Raw genomic sequence first — 16,837 nt, 5'->3', positions numbered from 1 at the left:
GGCGGGTATGCGCTTGTCCGGGTGGTACAAGATCGCAGGGTTAGGATCGTGGACATGCGCCAGATCGATCCCGACTTCCTGGAGCTGCCGCTGCGGCAGCTCGCGGACGCCGCCCTGCAACGTGCCCGCGACCTCGGCGCCGAGCACGCCGACTTCCGGCTCGAACGCGTCAGGGCCGAGACGCTGAGCCTCTATGACGCCCGGCTCGAAGGCTCCATGGACGCCGACGACCTGGGCTACGCCGTGCGCGTCGTCAAGGGCGGCACGTGGGGGTTCGCCGCCGGCATCCACCTGACCCCCGAGGCCGCCGCGGCGGTGGCCGAGCAGGCGGTGCGGGTGGCGGAGGTGAGCGCCCCGATCAACAGGGAGCCCATCGAGCTGGCCCCGGAGCCGGTGCACGCCGACACCGTGTGGGTGTCGGCGTACGACGTCGACCCGTTCGAGGTGGCGCCGGCCGACAAGGTGGGCCTGCTGGCCGACTGGTCGGCCGGGCTGCTGAAGGGGGCCGACCACGTCTCGGCGCGGCTGCTGCAGGTCAAGGAGCAGAAGTTCTACGCCGACACGGCCGGCACGGTGACCACGCAGCAGCGGGTGCGGGTGCATCCCAGGCTCAACGCGATGAAGGCGGCCGAGGGCGGGTTCGACGACATGTCGACCCTCGCGCCGCCGGTCGGCAGGGGCTACGAATATCTGACGGGCACGGGCTGGGACTGGCGGGGCGAGCTGGCCAGGCTGCCCGAGCTGCTGGCGGAGAAGCTGGCCGCGCCCTCGGTCGAGGCCGAGGACTACGACCTGGTGATCGACGCGTCCAACCTGTGGCTGACGATCCACGAGTCGATCGGCCACGCGACCGAGCTCGACCGGGCGCTCGGCTACGAGGCGGCCTACGCCGGCACCAGCTTCGCCACGTTCGACCAGCTGGGCGAGCTGGTCTACGGTTCACCGCTGATGAACGTGACCGGCGACCGCACGGTCACGCACGGCCTGGCCACGATCGGCTACGACGACGAGGGCGTGCAGGGGCAGAGTTTCGACATCGTCAGGGACGGCATCCTGGTCGGCTACCAGCTCGACCGGCGGATGGCGCTGATGAAGGGGTTCGGGCGGTCCAACGGCTGCGCGTTCGCCGACTCCCCCGGTCACATGCCGATCCAGCGCATGGCCAACGTGTCGCTGGTGCCGGCGCCCGGCGGGCCCTCCACCGACGAGCTCATCGCGGGCGTCGAACGGGGCCTCTACATCGTCGGCGACAAGAGCTGGTCGATCGACATGCAGCGCTACAACTTCCAGTTCACGGGGCAGCGGGCGTACAAGATCTCGCACGGGAAGCTGGCCGGTCAGGTCAGAGACTTCGCCTACCAGGCGACGACAACCGACTTCTGGCAGTCGATGGAGGCCGTGGGCGGGCCGCAGACGTACGTGCTCGGCGGTGCGTTCAACTGCGGCAAGGGCCAGCCGGGGCAGGTCGCGCCGGTCAGCCACGGCTGCCCGGCGGCGCTCTTCAGGGCCGTGCGGATCCTCAACACGGTGCAGGAGGGCGGCAAGTGAACGAGCACGGCGAGCTGACCGGCGGGCGCGGGCCGGTGGAGAGCCTCATATCCCCTCAGGAGATGGTGGAGAGGGCGCTGGAGCTCTCCCGCAATGACGGCTGCGTGGTGCTGGTGGACGAGGGCTCCACGGCCAACCTGCGCTTCGCGGGCAACACGCTGACCACGAACGGCGTCGCCCGCTCGTCGCGGCTCACCGTGATCTCGATCGCGGGGCAGGGCGTGGGAGTGGTGTCGCGGTCCGCCGTACGCGAGGACCAGCTCGCCGGTGTGGTGGCGGCGGCCGACGCGGCGGCTCGCGAGGCCCAGCCCGCCGAGGACGCCCGCGACCTCGTGGCGGGCGTCCCCGCCTCGCCTGACTGGAGCGAGCCGGTACGACCGACCGACATCGGGGTGTTCGGGGCGTTCGCCCCCGCGCTCGGCGACGCGTTCGCCGACGCGGAGGCGGCCGGAGGCAAGCTGTACGGGTTCGCCCAGCACAAGGTGACCACGACCTTCCTCGGCTCGTCCACGGGCCTGCGGCTGCGCCACGACCAGCCGGCCGGCAAGGTCGAGCTCAACGCCAAGTCCGCCGACATGAAGCGTTCCGCGTGGACCGGCGTGTCCACACCCGACTTCACCGACGTCGACGTGGCGGCGCTCGGGTCCACGCTGGCGCAGCGGCTGGAGTGGGCCAGGACACGGGTCGACCTGCCCGCGGGCCGCTACGAGACGCTGCTGCCGCCGAGCGCGGTGGCCGACCTGATGATCTACATGTACTGGTCGTCGGGCGCGCGCGACGCGCTGGACGGGCGTTCGGTGTTCGCCAGGCGCGGCGGGGGCACCCGGGTGGGCGAGCAACTGGCCACGCTGCCCGTCTCTCTGTCGAGCGACCCGGGGGCGCCGGGCATCGGGTGTGCGCCGTTCGTGGCGGCCCACGCCTCCGACAGGGACAGCTCGGTCTTCGACAACGGGCTGCCGCTGGGGCCGACCGGCTGGATCACCGACGGCCGCCTCGACGCGCTGCTGCAGACCCGCTACTCGGCAGGGCTGAGCGGGCTCCCGGCGACGCCGGGGATCGACAACCTGATCTTGTCGGGTCCCGGTGACGGCAGGTCGCTGGACGAGATGATCGCCTCCACCAGGCGCGGGCTCCTGGTCACGTGCCTGTGGTACATCCGCGAGGTCGACCCCCAGACGCTCCTGCTGACCGGGCTGACCCGTGACGGCGTCTACCTGGTCGAGCACGGCGAGATCGTGGGCGAGGTGAACAACTTCCGCTTCAACGAGAGCCCCGTCGACCTGCTGGGAAGGCTTGCTGAGGTGGGCGCGAGCGAGCGCACGCTGCCGAGGGAGTGGGGCGACTACTTCCAGAACACGGTCATGCCGCCGGTGTGGGTGCCCGACTTCAACATGTCCACGGTGAGCCAGGCGAGCTGACCCGCGCCGCCCGCCCGCCGCCTGCCGGGGACGGGCGGGCTCAGCGGGGGCCCAGGAGGGCGCCCAGGGTGTGGCTGAGCGACTCGCCGAGCGCCTTCGCGCACGTGTCGTAGCCCTCGGGCGGGCCTCCGTAGGGGTCGCGCACGTCGGGCGCGGGCCGCCGGCGGCGCCGTCCGGCGGCCGACTCGACGATCGCCCGCGCGCGCTGCGCGGTGTCGGATCGGTGGTGGCGCTGCTCCGTGCCCGCCGCGAGCGCGGCGAACTCGGGCAGCGTGAACGTCTTCGGCGTGGCGGCCGGGTCGAGCCCGACCGCGACGGCGGCGTGCCCGGCCTCCATCGTCAGCAGCAGGTCGGCCGACCTGACGAGCTCGGGGTCGAGCTGCCTGGCCCGGTGCGCCCGGCCGTCGAGGCCCAGCCGGGCGAGCGTGGCGAGCGCGTGCGGCGCCATCGGATGGCCGGTCAGGGCGTGCACCCCCGCGCTCCCCGTGGCGGCGGGCAGGCCCGTGCCGGCGAGCATCGCCCTGGTGATCACCTCCGCCATGGCGGAACGGCAGATGTTCGCCGTGCACACGAGCAGGATGCGGAACTCACCGTTCACGTGGGCCAATCTAGCCGGTGGCGCCCGGCGCTCAGGCGTCTTCCAGGCGGAAGCCCACCTTCATGCCGACCTGGAAGTGCGCGACCTCGCCGGCGTCGAGGTGGCCGCGGATCTCCGTCACCTCGAACCAGTCGAGATGGCGCAGCGTCTGTGCGGCCCTCCTGAGGCCGTTGCGGATCGCCTCGTCGACGCTCTCCCCGGAGGTGCCGACGATCTCGGTGACCCGGTACGTACGGTCCGTCATCTCCCCATCCTCCTTACTCGAAGGCCATGGTCGCATGACCCGCGTCCGTGTCCGGGGGCGCCGTCGCGCCCTGCTCATCCGAGGTCTACCGTGGAAGGTATGAAGGGGTGGCGCAAGAAGCCGGACGTCCACGCCGTCACCGACGCCAGGCCGTCGCTGACCGCGGACATCCGCAAACGTGAGGTCAGCTACCTCATCAAGATGGGCCTCCGGACGATCTGCCTGATCCTGGCGGTCGTGGTCCCGCTTCCGTGGCCGTACCGGCTGCTGTTCATCGCCGGCGCGGTCTTTTTGCCATACATAGCCGTAATCGGGGCCAATGAGAGGGGCCAGGCCGTCCCGCCTCCTACCTTTCAGTCGCCGGAGGCTAACCAAACCGAGATACCGCTGCATCGACGCGAGATCGGGTCGTGACTAAGTCTTGACGCATCCCATGGGTTGTAGGTGTACGCTTTAGCCAAGCGCTCCGGTCCCCCGTCGGAGTGCTGGTGCCGGCGTTCCGGGCCCCCGTCGGAACGCCGATGAAGCGACGCCGGGTGGTTTGCCCCCGTAACCACCCGGCGTCGCCCCTTTCCGGAAGTTTTTGATCAGCGCGACGCCGTCGGGCGAGTCGGATAGGACTGCTTTCCCGAAATCGTTTACACCCCTCCTGCCCCACATTTCACAGGAAACTTTCAGGGGGGCAGGGGGATTGACTTCAACAGTTCGTTCGAGTGTCAGTCGTCGGTCAACGTCTCGGTGGTCGCCTGCGACCAGTTTTTCGCCAATGTGATCAGTTTGGTGACCGCGTCCTCGGGTGCGGTGCCGGCGCCCTGGGCGAGCCCGAGCAGATAGGCGGTCAGGGGCGCGGCCGGCCTGGCGACCCCGTGGGCGACCTCCTTGGTCAGGTCGAGAATCAGGTCACGGTCCACGGTGGCCGGGTCGATGCCGAGTTCCTTGCAGGCCAGGGCGGTCCATTCGTTGAGCACGTTCATACGAGCCTCCTCCAGGTCGTCCATTGTGTCGCAGTCGAACCACGGCCGCCCGCGCAGCGCCAGGCGCACCGTCACGAGCGGGGCCAGCAGGCCCTTGAGCGAGCGTCCCCGATAGTCCGCGAGAGCCGCCTTCAGCTCGGCGGCCGGCCACGCGCCGGCCAGCCACTGCTCGCGCCCTCCCGCGTCCACCAGCACGGCCCCGCCCGTCGGCCCGGCGGCCCTGAGCATGGCCGCCACGTGGGCCGCCGTCATGAAGGGCAGGTCACCGGCGAGCAGCACCACCCGCGGCGCGGTGACCTCGTTCAGGCCGGCGGCGAGCGCGGGCACGGGGCCGCCGCGCGGGGGATCCTCCCTGACGAACACGACGCCCGGGATCGGACGCTCGGGGCCGGCCACGATCGTCTTCCTCGCGCCCGCGGCGGCCGCGACCACGTGCTCGACCAGGGTACGTCCGCCCACGGTCAGGCCGGGTTTGTCCGCTCCGCCCAGCCTGCGCGCCGCTCCCCCGGCCAGGATCACCGCGTCGAAGTCCACGCCCTCACCCCCAGCTCGAAACCGTCCCGCACGTCACCACTTCCTCCGCCCGCACCCCACCGGGGGTACGGGCACCACCCGCCTCGAAGAGGCGGCCCAGGAGCCCCTCAAGCACGTGCCGCGGCCGGGACGGGCGGATGCCGTGTCGCGGCGGCTCACGTCCCGAGGGCCGGATGCCGTGTCGCGGCGGCTCGCGTTCCGGTGTCCATGGACAACCGCCACCGGTCGCGTCGCCGGGGGCTAGCCGCCGATGGCGGACATGGGGCGGGCGGGCTGGAGGAAGGACGGGTCGTCGATGCCGTGCCCGGCGCGCTTGCGCGCGACCGCCGCCACCCACCTCTCGGCCAGTTCGTCGTCGGACGCGCCCGCGCGCATGGCGGTCTTGAGGTCGGACTCCTCGGTGGCGAACAGGCAGTTGCGCACCTGGCCGTCGGCGGTGAGCCTGACCCGGTCGCAGGAGCCGCAGAACGGGCGCGTCACCGAGCCGATCACGCCCACCCGCGCCGGCCCGCCGTCCACGAGGAACCGTTCGGCGGGCGCGCTGCCGCGCTCCTCCAGGTCGTCGGCCTTCAGGTCGAACGACGCGGACAGCAGGTCGAGGATCTCGTCGGCGGTGACCATGCCCTCGCGGCTCCAGCCGTGCTGCGCGTCGAGCGGCATCTGCTCGATGAAGCGCAGCTCGTAGCCCTGGTCGAGACACCAGCGCAGCAGCGGCACCGCCTCGTGGTCGTTGACGCCGCGCATGAGGACCGCGTTGACCTTCACGGGCCGCAGGCCCGCCCCGTCGGCCGCGGCCAGCCCGGCGATCACGTCGGCGTGCCGGTCACGGTGCGCGAGCCGCTTGAACGTGCCCGGGTCGAGCGTGTCGAGCGAGACGTTGACCCGGTCGAGCCCCGCGCCGGCCAGCGCGCCGGCCAGGCGGGCCAGGCCGATGCCGTTGGTGGTGAGCGACACCTGCGGCCTGGGGGTGAGCGCGGTGGTGCGGGCGACGACGTCGGCCAGCTCGCGCCTGAGAAGGGGCTCGCCGCCGGTGTAGCGCACCTCGGTGATGCCCAGCCGCTCGACGCCGATCGTCACCAGGCGGACGATCTCGTCGGCGGTGAGCAGTTGCGGGTTGGGGAGCCAGTCGAGCCCTTCCGGCGGCATGCAGTAGGTGCAGCGCAGATTGCACTTGTCCGTGAGGGACACCCGCAGATCAGTCGCCACCCGTCCGAACGAGTCTCGCAACATGGGGCGTCACCTCCTGTTCGTTCGCCAGGGGACCAGACTATGACGCATGCCGGGAGGCGCTTCCCATCGCCCCTCTCTGCCACGACAACACATTCCCATCTTGATCGATTCCTCCTTGGTACGCGAACCGGGCCCCGTCTCAGCCGGCGAGGGCGGCGTCATCCGCTGCGGTGTCCTCGTCCGTCCAGGCGTCCTGCGGCGGGTGGGCCAGATGCCAGCGCACCGACTCGGCGACGTGCGCGGCGGGGTCGCCCGGCTCCCACCCGAGCAGTGCCCGGGCACGGGCCACGGACACCACCAGATGCTGGGCGGGCGCACCTGACAGCGCCAGGTCGGACGGGATGCGGTCGTCCGGCACCCGTTCCAGCCGGGCCCGCGAACCGGCGGCGCCGAGGATCTGCTCGAACCAGGCGCCCATCGTCACCGTGGCCGTCTCCCCCAGGTTGACGGCCAGGCCGTCGGCGGAGCGGTGGTCGAGGGCGGACAGGACGCCGGTCGCCAGGTCGTCGGCGTAGCCCTTCGTCCAGAGCAGGTTGGCGGCGCCGACCGGAATGCGGTCGCGGCCGGCGCGGACGCGGCGCAGGATCGGCTCCTCCCTGCGCTGCCAGTCGTGCGGGCCGTAGATCAGCGGCAGCCGCAGGACGACGGCGCCGCGGGCGAGCCACCGCTCCTCCACGTCGAGCTTCTCGTAGTCGTCCGGCACGCCGGGAAAGCCTTTGCCCCGGTGGGGATGGCGTTCGCGGCGCAACTCCGAGTCCTCGGTGATCGGCACGGGCGCCAGGCAGCGTCCCGTCTGCAGGCCGGTGAACGCTTCGTACACGTCCTGGCTGGACAGCACCACCGTGGGCACGTGCGGCAGCAGCGGCAGGACGGTGTCCACGTCTGCGCCGGTGAGCGCGTGGGTGTCGACCACGGCCTGCGGCGCGAAGTCCTTGATCTGGGAGGCGTGACGCGCCAGGTCGTGACGGTCGGTGTGCAGGTGGACGCCCGGCACGCCGGGTGCGGAGCGGCCGGAACCTCGGTGGACGAGGAGGATCTGGTCGCCGCGGGCCGCGAGACGTTCGGCTACGCGCCGCCCCAGGAACCACGTACCGCCCAGCATCAGGACTCTCATGCTCCCACCCTGCCCGATCTGTCCCCCGCCCGGGCGGGCTAGGGCGTTCCCGCGTGCCAGGTCTCGCGGGCGCGCATCAGCTCGGCCAGGTGTTTCCTGGACCACTCGCAGCCGGCGTTCATCGGCTCGAGGAGGCTGCGGCCGAGGGCGGTCAGCTCGTATTCGACGCGCGGCGGGATCTCGTCGTAGGCGGTCCTGGTGAGCAGGCCGTCGCGTTCCATCGCGCGCAGGGACTCGGTGAGCACCTTGGGGGTGATGCCGCGCAGCGGCCGCTGGAGCTCCGTGAAACGCCGCGGGCCCAGTTCGAGACAGCGGATGATCTTGGCGGTCCACTTGTCGCCGACGCGGATGGGCGCGGCGGTAGGAGGGCATCCGTAGAACATGTCCGGATCGAGAGGCTCGGCCATGCCCGTCATCGTAGGTAACTATCGTTGCGGAAAGCGAGGTCCCGCCCTCTACCGTTCTCCCGGCGGCCGGGGAGTCCGGTCGCCGGGAGAACGGAGCGTGGACGATGAGCAGGTTCGTGCTGTTCGGAGCCGGCGGACGGGCCGGGACGCGGGTGGCGGCGGAGGCGGCCGGGCGCGGGCATGACGTGACGGCCGTAGTACGGGATCCCGCCAAATATCCGAATCTGTCGGGTGAGAACGTACGGGTGGTCGCCGGGGACGTCACCGACGCCGACCGGGTGGCGGCGGTGGCGGCGGATCACGACGTGGCGATCCAGGTCACAGCCAGGCTGGACATGCCGTCGGAGGAGTTCTACACGGCGGCCTCGCACGCCCTGGTGGACGGGCTGGCGCGGGCCGGGGTGTCGCGCCTGGTCGCGCTGGGCATCGGCAGCCTGCTGGAGGTCTCACCCGGGGTCCGGCTCGTGGACACGCCCGGCTTCCCCGCCGACGCCCGCGCGTTCTCGCTGGGGCACGCGGCGGAGCTGGCGGTGTTCGAGGAGTCGGCACTGGACTGGGTGGTGCTGGCGCCGCCGCCGGTCTTCCTGGACGAGCACGCGGCGAGGACGGGCCGTTACCGGATCGGGGGCGGGCAGGTGCCGGCGTCCGCCGAGGGCGATCCGGCGTTCGCGTACGCCGACCTCGCGGCCGCCCTGGTGGACGAGGCCGAGACGCCCCGCCACCACCGCGTCCAGGTGGCCGTGTCGTACTGAGCCCGGCCGGCGATCGCCGGTTGCACATGCCGGACGCCCGGCCTGGTGAGGCCGGGCGTCCGAGGTGTGACTAGTGGCGGTGGTGGTGGCGGTGGCCGATGACCCGGACCCAGTCCGTGCCCTCGGAGCCGTCCAGCCACCTGGCGCCCTTGAAGACCGCGCGCCAGGTGCCCGACGTGCGAGCCGGCACCTTCGTGTGGAAGTAGCCGCTGCGGCTGGTCCTGACCGTCTCGACGTATTCCCACTTGCCGCTGCCGGCCGGCTGGAAGAGGATCGTGATCCGCTTCCAGGCCAGGCGGTGCCAGCGCTCGGTGCTCTTGCAGTGGTCGGCGTGGTGCACCGAGACCAGACCGCTGATGTAGTCCTTGTCGCACTCGACGGAGAGCTTGCCCTCAAGGGTGATGGGGCGGCCCCGCCAGGCGGGCTCAGGGTTCGCGTCGAACTTCAGGCTCGTGTGCCCGCCCGCGACCGGGTCGATGCCCGGGTCGGCGAGCGCGGGCGAGGCGGCGGTGGCCACCATCGTCGCGCCCAGGGCGGCCGCCGCCAGGCCGGCGGCGAGACGTCGCATCTTCACAATCAAAATTCCTTCCCCGTCTGAGAACGCACCCCGGGACGGGGCACGTCATTGGCCAATGACGCGTAAGGGTAAAGAAAAGTTGCGACGCAGTTGATCACGATTCGGCAACAGCGGTTTAGGCCATGCGCGGATTTAATTATGTTTGCTGCGCTATTGCGTGATTTGTTGAACTTTGGAGATATCTGCGGCGTAATGTCCCGTTCCGGGATAGCGGACGCGCCAGAATCCGCCGGTACGGCCCGAGACCGTCGTGGCGAACGAACCGGCGGCGTCGGTACGCACCTCCCCGATGCGCTCCCAGTCCGAGGATTCGTCGGCACGCCAGAGGATGTCCAGCTTCTGCCTGGAGAACGGCCCGTAGTCGGTGAGACCGCGCGGATCGACCCTGGTCAGCGAACCCCGCAGCCGCACCTTTCCGCCCGCCGTCCCGTCCACCCGCACGGAGGCGAGCTTCGTGTTACGCCTGAACTGGAACGACTCGTACTCGGTGACCGTCGTGCCCCCCCGGCCCGTCGCGGTGGCGGCGATCGTCCAGGTGCCCGTGGGGTAGTAGCGGTTCAGCCTCTTGTCGGGCAGGAAACGCCACGTCTCCCAGCCCTCCGCCGCCGAGGCCGGCGTGGCGGACCTGGCGGGCGAGCCCACCCGCCACGCCATCATCGCCGGGAGCTCCGCGGCGGGCTCGCCGCCGGAGGCGAGCCGCGGGGCCCCGGAGACCCTCGGCGACGGCGTGGCCGCCGGCGTGTCCTCGGCCGGGGTCTTCGAGCTGAGCACCGGGGCCGGCGGGGAGCCGGGTTCGACCTTGACGGAGACGCCGTGCTTACCCCGTGTCCCCCGGGCGATCACCTCGATCACCAGGCGGACGGAGCCCTTCGGGCCGACCACGGGCTCCGCTGGACGTACGGTGATGGATCGGATGGCGAGCTCGGTCGCGGCGGAGGTCGCGGGCGCGGGCGCCATGAGCGACCCCGCTGTGAGCGATCCCGCCGCTAGCGAGACGAGAAGAAGGCTTCTGGTCATGAGCGAGACGGTAGGAACCCGCCGGTCATGACCAGGACCACAACACACGCCCCGATTGGCAAAACCGCTCGGAGCGGCCCGTCCGCCGGGTGCGTGCCGCCGCCCGCTCAGCGGGGACCGGTGTAGAGCCCTTCGATGACGTCGGCGTACTTCTGGTGCACGACGCGCCGCTTGAGCTTGAGGCTCGGGGTGAGCTCCTCGGTCTCGGCGGTCCACTCGACCCCGAGCAGGGCCCACTTCTTCACCTGCTGCACCTGCGCGAGCTTGGCGTTGGCGGCCTCGACCGCGGCCTCCACCTCCTTGAGCACCTCGGGATGCCCGGCCAGCTCGGCGAGCGAGGAGAACGTGATGCCGCGCGCCCGCGCCCAGCCCGGCGCGACCTCGCCGTCGAGGGTCAGCACGGCCACCGGGTGCGGGCGGTTGTCGCCGTAGGCGAGCGCCTGGCCGATCAGGGCGTGCTCCTTGAGATGGTTCTCGATCGCCGCCGGGGAGATGTTCTCGCCGCCCGCGGTGATGATCAGCTCCTTCTTGCGGTCGACGACCCGGTAGAAGCCGTCGTCGTCGACCGTGCCGATGTCGCCGGTGTGCAGCCAGCCGCCGTCGTCGACGAGTTCGGAGGTGGCCTCCGCGCGGTTGAGGTAGCCGCGGGTGTTGAGCGGGCTGCGGGTGAGGATCTCGCCGTCCTCGGCGATGCGGATCTCGACGCCGGGCTCGGCCCTGCCGACGCTGCCCAGGCGGTAGCAGGTGGGGCTGTTGCCGGTGAACGCGCCGGTCGTCTCCGTCATGCCGTACACGTCGATGACCTTGAGGCCGAGCCCGGCGTAGAAGCGCTGCACCTCGGCGGGCAGGGGCGCGGCACCGGTGGCGGTCCACACGGCGCGGTCGAACCCGATCATGCCGCGGATGACCGACAGGAGGGAGGCGTCGGCCTGGTCGTAGGCGGACTGGATCTCGCGGGTGACGGTGTGGCCGTGCTGGCCGGCCTCGATGTAGGCGACGCCGGCCTTCATGGCCGCGCGCACGGCCGCCTGCTGCTCCTCCGGCTGGGTGGCGAGCACGGCTGACAGGCGGGCCATCATCTTCTCCCACACCCGGGGCACCCCGAAGAACATCATCGGCCTGACCTGCCCCAGCGTGCCGCCCAGGTTGGCCAGGTCGGTGCAGAAGTAGACGTGGGAGGCCTTGACCAGCGGCAGGTAGAGGCTGAGCACCCGCTCGGCGATGTGCGCGTAGGTCAGGTAGGAGATCTGGGTGCCCTCGGTGGGCAGCGAGGCCATCCGGTCGGTGGAGGCGACCTCGTAGAAGATGTTCGTGTGCGTCAGGGGCACGCCCTTGGGCATGCCGGTGGTGCCGGAGGTGTATAACACGGTGGCCACGTCGTCGGGGGTGACCGCGCGCCAGCGCGTCTCGATGTGGCCGGGGTCGGCGGCCAGGCGTTCGCGGCCGAGCCGGAGGAAGTCCGTCCACGCCAGGAAACGCTCGCCGTCGGGCGCCCCCTCCAGCATGATGATCGTGCGCAGGCCGTCGAGCCGGTCGAGCACGGGCTGCCAGCGGGCCAGGTCGGCCGGTCCGCCGAGCACCGCGTATTTCGCCCCGACGTCGCCGGCCACGAACGCGATCTGGTCGGGCGCGAACGTCGAGTAGATCGTGCAGCCGGCGCCGCCCGCGTGCACGGCGCCCAGGTCGGCGAGCACGTGCTCGCTGCGGTTGACCATCATGAACGCCACGGTGTCACCGGTCTGGAGCCCGAGCGCGGCGAATGCGGCGGCGATCTCCAGGACCCGCTCCCTGGCCTGCGCGTAGGTCAGCGTGCGCCAGCCGTCGCCGTCGGGATCGGAGTAGGCGGGTGCGTCGGGGTGCTGCTCGGCGGCCTGAGCGAGCTGCCGGCAGACGGTCATGCCGGCGATCTGCCGCTGGATCTCCGCCCGCACGTCGAGGACTTCGGCCATGGCGCGCGCCTCCCGTCAGTATTCACTTGCATGAATGGCATGCATCGCACCACACCACGGGGGTAGCGGCAAGAGCTCGCGGGGAAACACCCGCGTCCCTCACCTGGAGCGATATTTCAGTTACGTTCGGTGCCGTGGGAGAGGGCTGGGCATGACCGGCGGCGGCAGGACGTTCTTCGGGCACCCATGGGGCCTGGCCACGCTGTTCGGCACCGAGATGTGGGAGCGCTTCAGCTGGTACGGCCTGCGCGCGATCCTGGCCACGTTCCTGGCCGCATCGCCCGCTCACCAGGGCCTCGGCATGTCGCCCGTGACCGCCCAGGCGGTCGTGGGCGTCTACGCGGCGCTCATCTACCTGGTGGCACTGCCCGGCGGGTGGATCGCCGACCGCATCCTCGGGGCGCGCAGGTCGGTGTTCTGGGGCGGGTTCGTCATCATGCTGGGGCACATCAGCATGGCGATCCCGGCGACGTCGGCGTTCTTCGTCTGGCTCGGCCTGCTGCTCATCATCTCCGGCACCGGCCTGCTCAAGCCGAACATCTCCGTCATGGTCGGCCGCCTCTACGCCGACAGCGACGACGCACGACGCGACGCGGCGTTCTCCTTGTTCTACTTCGGCATCAACCTGGGCGCCTTCTTCGCGCCCCTCGTCGTCGGCTGGCTGGCCGCGGGCGACCGCTGGCACCTCGGTTTCAGCGCCGCCGCGGTCGGCATGGCGCTCGGCCTGATCCAGTACGTCTGGGGCGGCAAGGCCCTCAGAGGCGTGGGCGAGCAGCCGGGCCTTCGCCTGTCGCCGCGGGAACGCCGGAGGTTCGGCCGCCTGTTCGTCCTGGCGGTGGGTGCGACGGCGGCCCTGCTGGCCGGGTGGGCGGCGACCGGCACGTTCACGGTCGACCGGTTCACCGTGGTGGTCACGGTCATCATCCTGCTCGTGCCCGTCGCGTACTTCGGCTACATCCTCCTGGGCAGCCACAATCTCACGCAGGACGAGCGGATCAGGATGAAGGCGTACATCTGGCTGTTCGTGGCCGCGGCCATCTTCTGGATGATCTTCGATCTGGCGCCCAGCAAGCTGCTCTTCTTCGCCCAGGACCACACCGAGCTGTCGCTGTTCGGGATCCCGATCCAGCCGGCCACGACGCAGTCGTTCAACCCCCTCTTCATCATGATCTTCGCACCGGTGTTCGCGGCGTTGTGGCTGCGGCTGGGCACGCGGGTGAGCACCCCGCAGAAGTTCGGCTTCGCGCTGGTCATGGTGGGGGCGAGCTTCGTCGTCATGGCGGTCGCGGCGGCGCTGGCCGGGCCGGGCAGGGTGTCGGTGTGGTGGCTGGTGCTGGTCTACCTGATCCAGGTGTTCGGCGAGCTGTCGCTGAGCCCGGTCGGGCTGTCGGTGACGGCCAAGCTGGCGCCGGAGGCGTTCAAGGGGCAGATGCTCGGCGTCTGGTTCATCGCGGTGTCGGTGGGCGACGCGGTCGGCGGGCAGACGGGCCGGCTCACCGCCGTGCTGTCCGACCCGATGTACTACCTGGTGCTGGCGCTGGTGGCGATCGTGGCGGGACTCGCGCTGTTCATGTTCACCCGGCGACTGCGGGTGATGATGGCCGAGCACCATGAGCCCGCCGTGCGGTAGACCCGCCATGCGGTGGACACTGTCAACGTGTCCGAGATTCTCGACCTGGCAGGCATCTTCGTCTTCGCGTTGACGGGGGCGTTGATGGGGGTGCGCAAGCGGCTCGACGTGGTCGGGATGACGATGCTCGCCGAGATCACCGCCCTGGGTGGGGGCGTCGTACGCGACCTGATCCTCAACGTCCGGCCCGCCGCCTTCCAGAGCGTCGGCTACGTGCTGGTGCCGCTGGCGGCGACGGTGATCGTCTTCTACTGGCATCCGCACGTCGCGAAGGTGATGCCGGTCATCCTCGTGCTGGACGCGGCGGGGCTCGGCCTGTTCTGCTCGGTCGGCACGGCCAAGGCCATGGAGTACGGCCTCAGCCCTCTGCACGCCACCGTGCTGGGGATCACCACGGCCGTGGGCGGCGGCATGCTGCGCGACGTGCTGGCCGGGCAGATCCCGACGCTGCTCCACGACCGGCAGCTCTACGCCGTGCCCGCCCTGGTGGGGGCGGCGACGATGGCCGCGCTGTCCTCCTACGGCCTGCACGGCTGGCCCGTGACGCTGGCGGCGGCCGTGCTGGCGTTCGGCCTGCGCATCGTGGCGATGCGCCGCAAGTGGCAGGCGCCGCTGGCCCGCGGGGCCGGCGAGTGAGCGCCCCTCACACCATCGCGATGAGGGACTCGAGCGGGCGGGAACCGCCGGCGGCGCCGTGGTCGCGGGCGGCGCGGATCCGGACGAGCGCGTCCTGCAGGATCGAGGGCGGCTGGGTGTACGGCAGCCGCAGGTGACTCTCAAGCGTCCCTTCCAGGCCGAACCAGGGGCCGGGCGCGAGGCGTACGCCGTGGCAGGCCGCCGCCTCGGCGAGCGGGGTGGAGCCGCCCCGGTCGAGGCGCACCCAGAGCGTGCCCCCGCCGCGCGGCACGGTGAACGTCCACTCCGGCAGGTGCTCGCGCAGCCCGGACACCAGCGCGTCGCGGGAGGCGCGCAACGCGCGGCGGCGCTCGGCCCGCGTCTCCTCCAGCCGGTCGAACAGCCGCGCCACCGCGAGCTGCTCCATCACCGGGCTGGCGATGTCCGCAGCCGAGCGGTACGTGGCCAGCCGCCGGGCCATCGCGGCCGTGGCGCGGATCCAGCCGATGCGCAGCCCGCCCCACCACAACTTCGACGCGGAGCCGATGCTGATCACGCGGCTGTCGGTGTCGAACGAGCCCATCGGCGACGTGCGCGGCACCTCGTCGAGCGCCAGCTCCGACCAGGTCTCGTCCACCAGCAGCAGCGTGTCCACGCGCCGGGCGGCGGCCACGACGGCGGCGCGGGTGGCGTCGTCCATGAGGGCACCCGTCGGGTTCTGGAAGTCGGGCATGAGGTAGGCGAGACGGCTCGCCGACTGGCGCATGGCGCAGGTCAGCAGGTCGTCCTGCCAGCCTTCGTGCGAGATCCCGACCGGCACGATCCTGGCGCCGCCGCGGCGGGCCGCGTCGATGGCGTGCGGGTACGTCGGCGACTCCACGAGCACCGGGTCGCCCGGGCCGACGAGGAGCCCCATCACGAGCTGGATGGCGTGCTGGGAGCCGGTGGTGACGACGATCTGCTCGGGCCTGGTCGCCAGGCCTCTGGCGGTGTAGGCGACGGCGATGCGCTCCCTGAGCACCGGCAGGCCCATGGGGTCGTAGCCGATGCCCATGCCGTACCTCGGCAGGTCTTCCAGCGCCTCCGCCATGGCCTCGCGCAGCGCCGTGGGCGCGGCCGGGGCGGCGGTCTGGAGCTGGATCAGGCCGTCGCCGTCGGTTCCGAGCCACGGGTTGTCCGCGGTGGTGGCCGGATCGGGCAGGGCCGTCCAGCTGCCCGAGCCCTGGCGGCTCTCCAGGTAACCTTGTTCGCGCAGCAGGTCGTAGGCGGCGGTCACGGTGGTGCGGCTGACCTTGAGGGTCTCGGCGAGGTGGCGCTCGGCGGGCATGCGGACCCGCACGGCAAGCCGGCCGTCCATGATCAGAGCCCGCACGCCGGCGGCCAGGGCCCGGTAGTACGGCCGCGTGGCGGGGTCGATCATGAGGAGCCTGGCCGCCTGGGTGGCCGATACATAACGCATAAGGCCACTTTTCGTGATTGGTTCTGTTTTGGCAAGCCAGTGGCCTGCCACTCTGGGTCCACTATGAGTGACACGACCGCCCCTCGCGTGGCTTCCCTTCCCGCACGAGTGCTCCGCCTCTACGGCGGGCTGGCCCTGTACGGGCTGGGCATCGGGCTCCAGGTGGAGTCCAGCCTGGGCAACGACCCGTGGGACGTCTTCCACCAGGGCCTGGCGATCAGGACGGGGACTACCATCGGCACCATGATCATCATCGTCGGCGCCCTGGTCATGCTGCTGTGGATCCCGCTGAAGCAGAAGCCGGGCTTCGGGACCATCAGCAACGTGGTGTTCCTGGGGCTGTTCGCCGATGCCGCGATCTTCCTGCTGCCCTCGCCGGAGCACGTCGCGGCCCAGGCGTCGTACCTCGCGCTCGGGGTCGTCTCCATCGCCCTGGCCACGGTCCTGTACATCGGGGCGCAAATGGGCCCCGGCCCGCGTGACGGCATCATGACCGGGCTGATGCGGCTCGGCCTGTCCGTACGGCTCGGCCGTTTCCTCATCGAGGTCACCGTGCTGACCGCCGGGTGGCTGCTCGGCGGCACCGTGGGCGTGGGAACGCTGGTGTTCGCGCTGGCCATCGGGCCGATGACGCAGCTGTTCACCCGCTGGTTCCCGCTGACGTGATCCCGTGACCGGTCCGGGCATGACGCGACATGACCCGGCCCGGTCACGGAATCACCCGCACGGCAGGAAGCCGGACCACCACGGACGGTTCCGGTAGCGTCTAGG

At 71.2% G+C, this 16,837-nt stretch carries 17 protein-coding genes; 7 read left to right on the top strand and 10 right to left on the bottom strand.

From position 1 onward, the window contains the following. Positions 1 to 54 precede the first annotated feature (54 nt). Positions 55 to 1,548 (top strand): TldD/PmbA family protein, encoded by a 1,494-nt coding sequence (locus tag ACTWPV_RS22330; protein ID WP_443153243.1) that lies wholly within the window; start codon positions 55 to 57, stop codon positions 1,546 to 1,548. Between the two features lie 62 nt (positions 1,549 to 1,610). After that, a complete protein-coding gene (locus ACTWPV_RS22325) occupies positions 1,611 to 2,966 on the top strand; it encodes a metallopeptidase TldD-related protein (RefSeq protein WP_443153441.1) in 1,356 nt (451 codons plus the stop codon). A 40-nt stretch (positions 2,967 to 3,006) separates the two neighbouring features. Here the strand turns inward: ACTWPV_RS22325 and ACTWPV_RS22320 are convergent, their stop codons facing one another. Further along, positions 3,007 to 3,564, bottom strand: a complete 558-nt coding sequence (locus tag ACTWPV_RS22320) for an arsenate reductase/protein-tyrosine-phosphatase family protein (RefSeq protein ID WP_347644644.1) — start codon at positions 3,562 to 3,564, stop codon at positions 3,007 to 3,009. Positions 3,565 to 3,595: 31 nt separating this feature from the next. Further along, a complete protein-coding gene (locus ACTWPV_RS22315) occupies positions 3,596 to 3,808 on the bottom strand; it encodes a dodecin (protein WP_347644645.1) in 213 nt (70 codons plus the stop codon). A gap of 99 nt (positions 3,809 to 3,907) precedes the next feature. Here ACTWPV_RS22315 and ACTWPV_RS22310 point away from each other — a divergent pair, with 99 nt between their 5' ends. Then, a complete protein-coding gene (locus ACTWPV_RS22310; RefSeq protein WP_443153242.1) occupies positions 3,908 to 4,222 on the top strand; it encodes a DUF3099 domain-containing protein in 315 nt (104 codons plus the stop codon). A gap of 302 nt (positions 4,223 to 4,524) precedes the next feature. Here ACTWPV_RS22310 and ACTWPV_RS22305 read toward each other — a convergent pair whose 3' ends face one another. The 4 genes from ACTWPV_RS22305 to ACTWPV_RS22290 form a co-directional block, all read right to left on the bottom strand. Further along, complete coding sequence (locus ACTWPV_RS22305; protein WP_443153241.1) at positions 4,525 to 5,316, bottom strand: NTP transferase domain-containing protein; 792 nt, start codon at positions 5,314 to 5,316, stop codon at positions 4,525 to 4,527. Between the two features lie 240 nt (positions 5,317 to 5,556). After that, the gene (gene moaA / locus ACTWPV_RS22300) at positions 5,557 to 6,546 is read right to left on the bottom strand and encodes a GTP 3',8-cyclase MoaA (protein WP_443153240.1); all 990 of its coding nucleotides are present in this window, start codon (positions 6,544 to 6,546) and stop codon (positions 5,557 to 5,559) included. A gap of 139 nt (positions 6,547 to 6,685) precedes the next feature. Further along, positions 6,686 to 7,660: a hypothetical protein gene (locus ACTWPV_RS22295; protein WP_443153239.1), complete on the bottom strand. Its 975-nt coding sequence runs from the start codon at positions 7,658 to 7,660 to the stop codon at positions 6,686 to 6,688. Positions 7,661 to 7,698: 38 nt separating this feature from the next. After that, entirely contained in the window at positions 7,699 to 8,067 is a 369-nt protein-coding gene (locus ACTWPV_RS22290) for a winged helix-turn-helix transcriptional regulator (RefSeq protein WP_347644650.1), read from the bottom strand. A 104-nt stretch (positions 8,068 to 8,171) separates the two neighbouring features. Here ACTWPV_RS22290 and ACTWPV_RS22285 point away from each other — a divergent pair, with 104 nt between their 5' ends. Then, the gene (locus ACTWPV_RS22285; RefSeq protein WP_443153238.1) at positions 8,172 to 8,819 is read left to right on the top strand and encodes an NAD(P)-dependent oxidoreductase; all 648 of its coding nucleotides are present in this window, start codon (positions 8,172 to 8,174) and stop codon (positions 8,817 to 8,819) included. Positions 8,820 to 8,889: 70 nt separating this feature from the next. Here ACTWPV_RS22285 and ACTWPV_RS22280 read toward each other — a convergent pair whose 3' ends face one another. The 3 genes from ACTWPV_RS22280 to ACTWPV_RS22270 all read right to left on the bottom strand — a co-directional run bounded on the left by ACTWPV_RS22280 (position 8,890) and on the right by ACTWPV_RS22270 (position 12,362). After that, positions 8,890 to 9,393, bottom strand: coding sequence for a hypothetical protein (locus ACTWPV_RS22280; protein ID WP_347644652.1), 504 nt, complete (start codon positions 9,391 to 9,393; stop codon positions 8,890 to 8,892). A gap of 153 nt (positions 9,394 to 9,546) precedes the next feature. After that, entirely contained in the window at positions 9,547 to 10,413 is an 867-nt protein-coding gene (locus ACTWPV_RS22275; protein ID WP_443153237.1) for a hypothetical protein, read from the bottom strand. A gap of 107 nt (positions 10,414 to 10,520) precedes the next feature. Then, entirely contained in the window at positions 10,521 to 12,362 is a 1,842-nt protein-coding gene (locus ACTWPV_RS22270; protein WP_443153236.1) for an AMP-dependent synthetase/ligase, read from the bottom strand. Positions 12,363 to 12,513: 151 nt separating this feature from the next. On the opposite strand from ACTWPV_RS22270, the gene ACTWPV_RS22265 reads away from it, so the two are divergent. Both ACTWPV_RS22265 and ACTWPV_RS22260 read left to right on the top strand, forming a co-directional pair. Then, a complete protein-coding gene (locus ACTWPV_RS22265; protein ID WP_347644655.1) occupies positions 12,514 to 13,992 on the top strand; it encodes a peptide MFS transporter in 1,479 nt (492 codons plus the stop codon). 27 nt (positions 13,993 to 14,019) lie between these two features. Continuing rightward, the gene (locus ACTWPV_RS22260) at positions 14,020 to 14,628 is read left to right on the top strand and encodes a trimeric intracellular cation channel family protein (RefSeq protein WP_443153235.1); all 609 of its coding nucleotides are present in this window, start codon (positions 14,020 to 14,022) and stop codon (positions 14,626 to 14,628) included. Positions 14,629 to 14,635: 7 nt separating this feature from the next. On the opposite strand, the gene yczR is transcribed toward ACTWPV_RS22260, so the two are convergent. Further along, positions 14,636 to 16,066, bottom strand: coding sequence for a MocR-like transcription factor YczR (yczR, locus tag ACTWPV_RS22255; protein WP_443153234.1), 1,431 nt, complete (start codon positions 16,064 to 16,066; stop codon positions 14,636 to 14,638). Positions 16,067 to 16,153: 87 nt separating this feature from the next. Here yczR and yczE point away from each other — a divergent pair, with 87 nt between their 5' ends. Beyond that, positions 16,154 to 16,732 (top strand): membrane protein YczE, encoded by a 579-nt coding sequence (yczE, locus tag ACTWPV_RS22250; protein ID WP_443153233.1) that lies wholly within the window; start codon positions 16,154 to 16,156, stop codon positions 16,730 to 16,732. The last annotated feature ends 105 nt before the right edge of the window (positions 16,733 to 16,837 follow it).

It is taken from the genome of Nonomuraea sp. KM88 (assembly GCF_052245635.1).
Classification (GTDB): domain Bacteria; phylum Actinomycetota; class Actinomycetes; order Streptosporangiales; family Streptosporangiaceae; genus Nonomuraea.
Note: the sequence above shows the minus strand (reverse complement) of the source record. Positions and strands in the feature narration are given on the sequence as shown.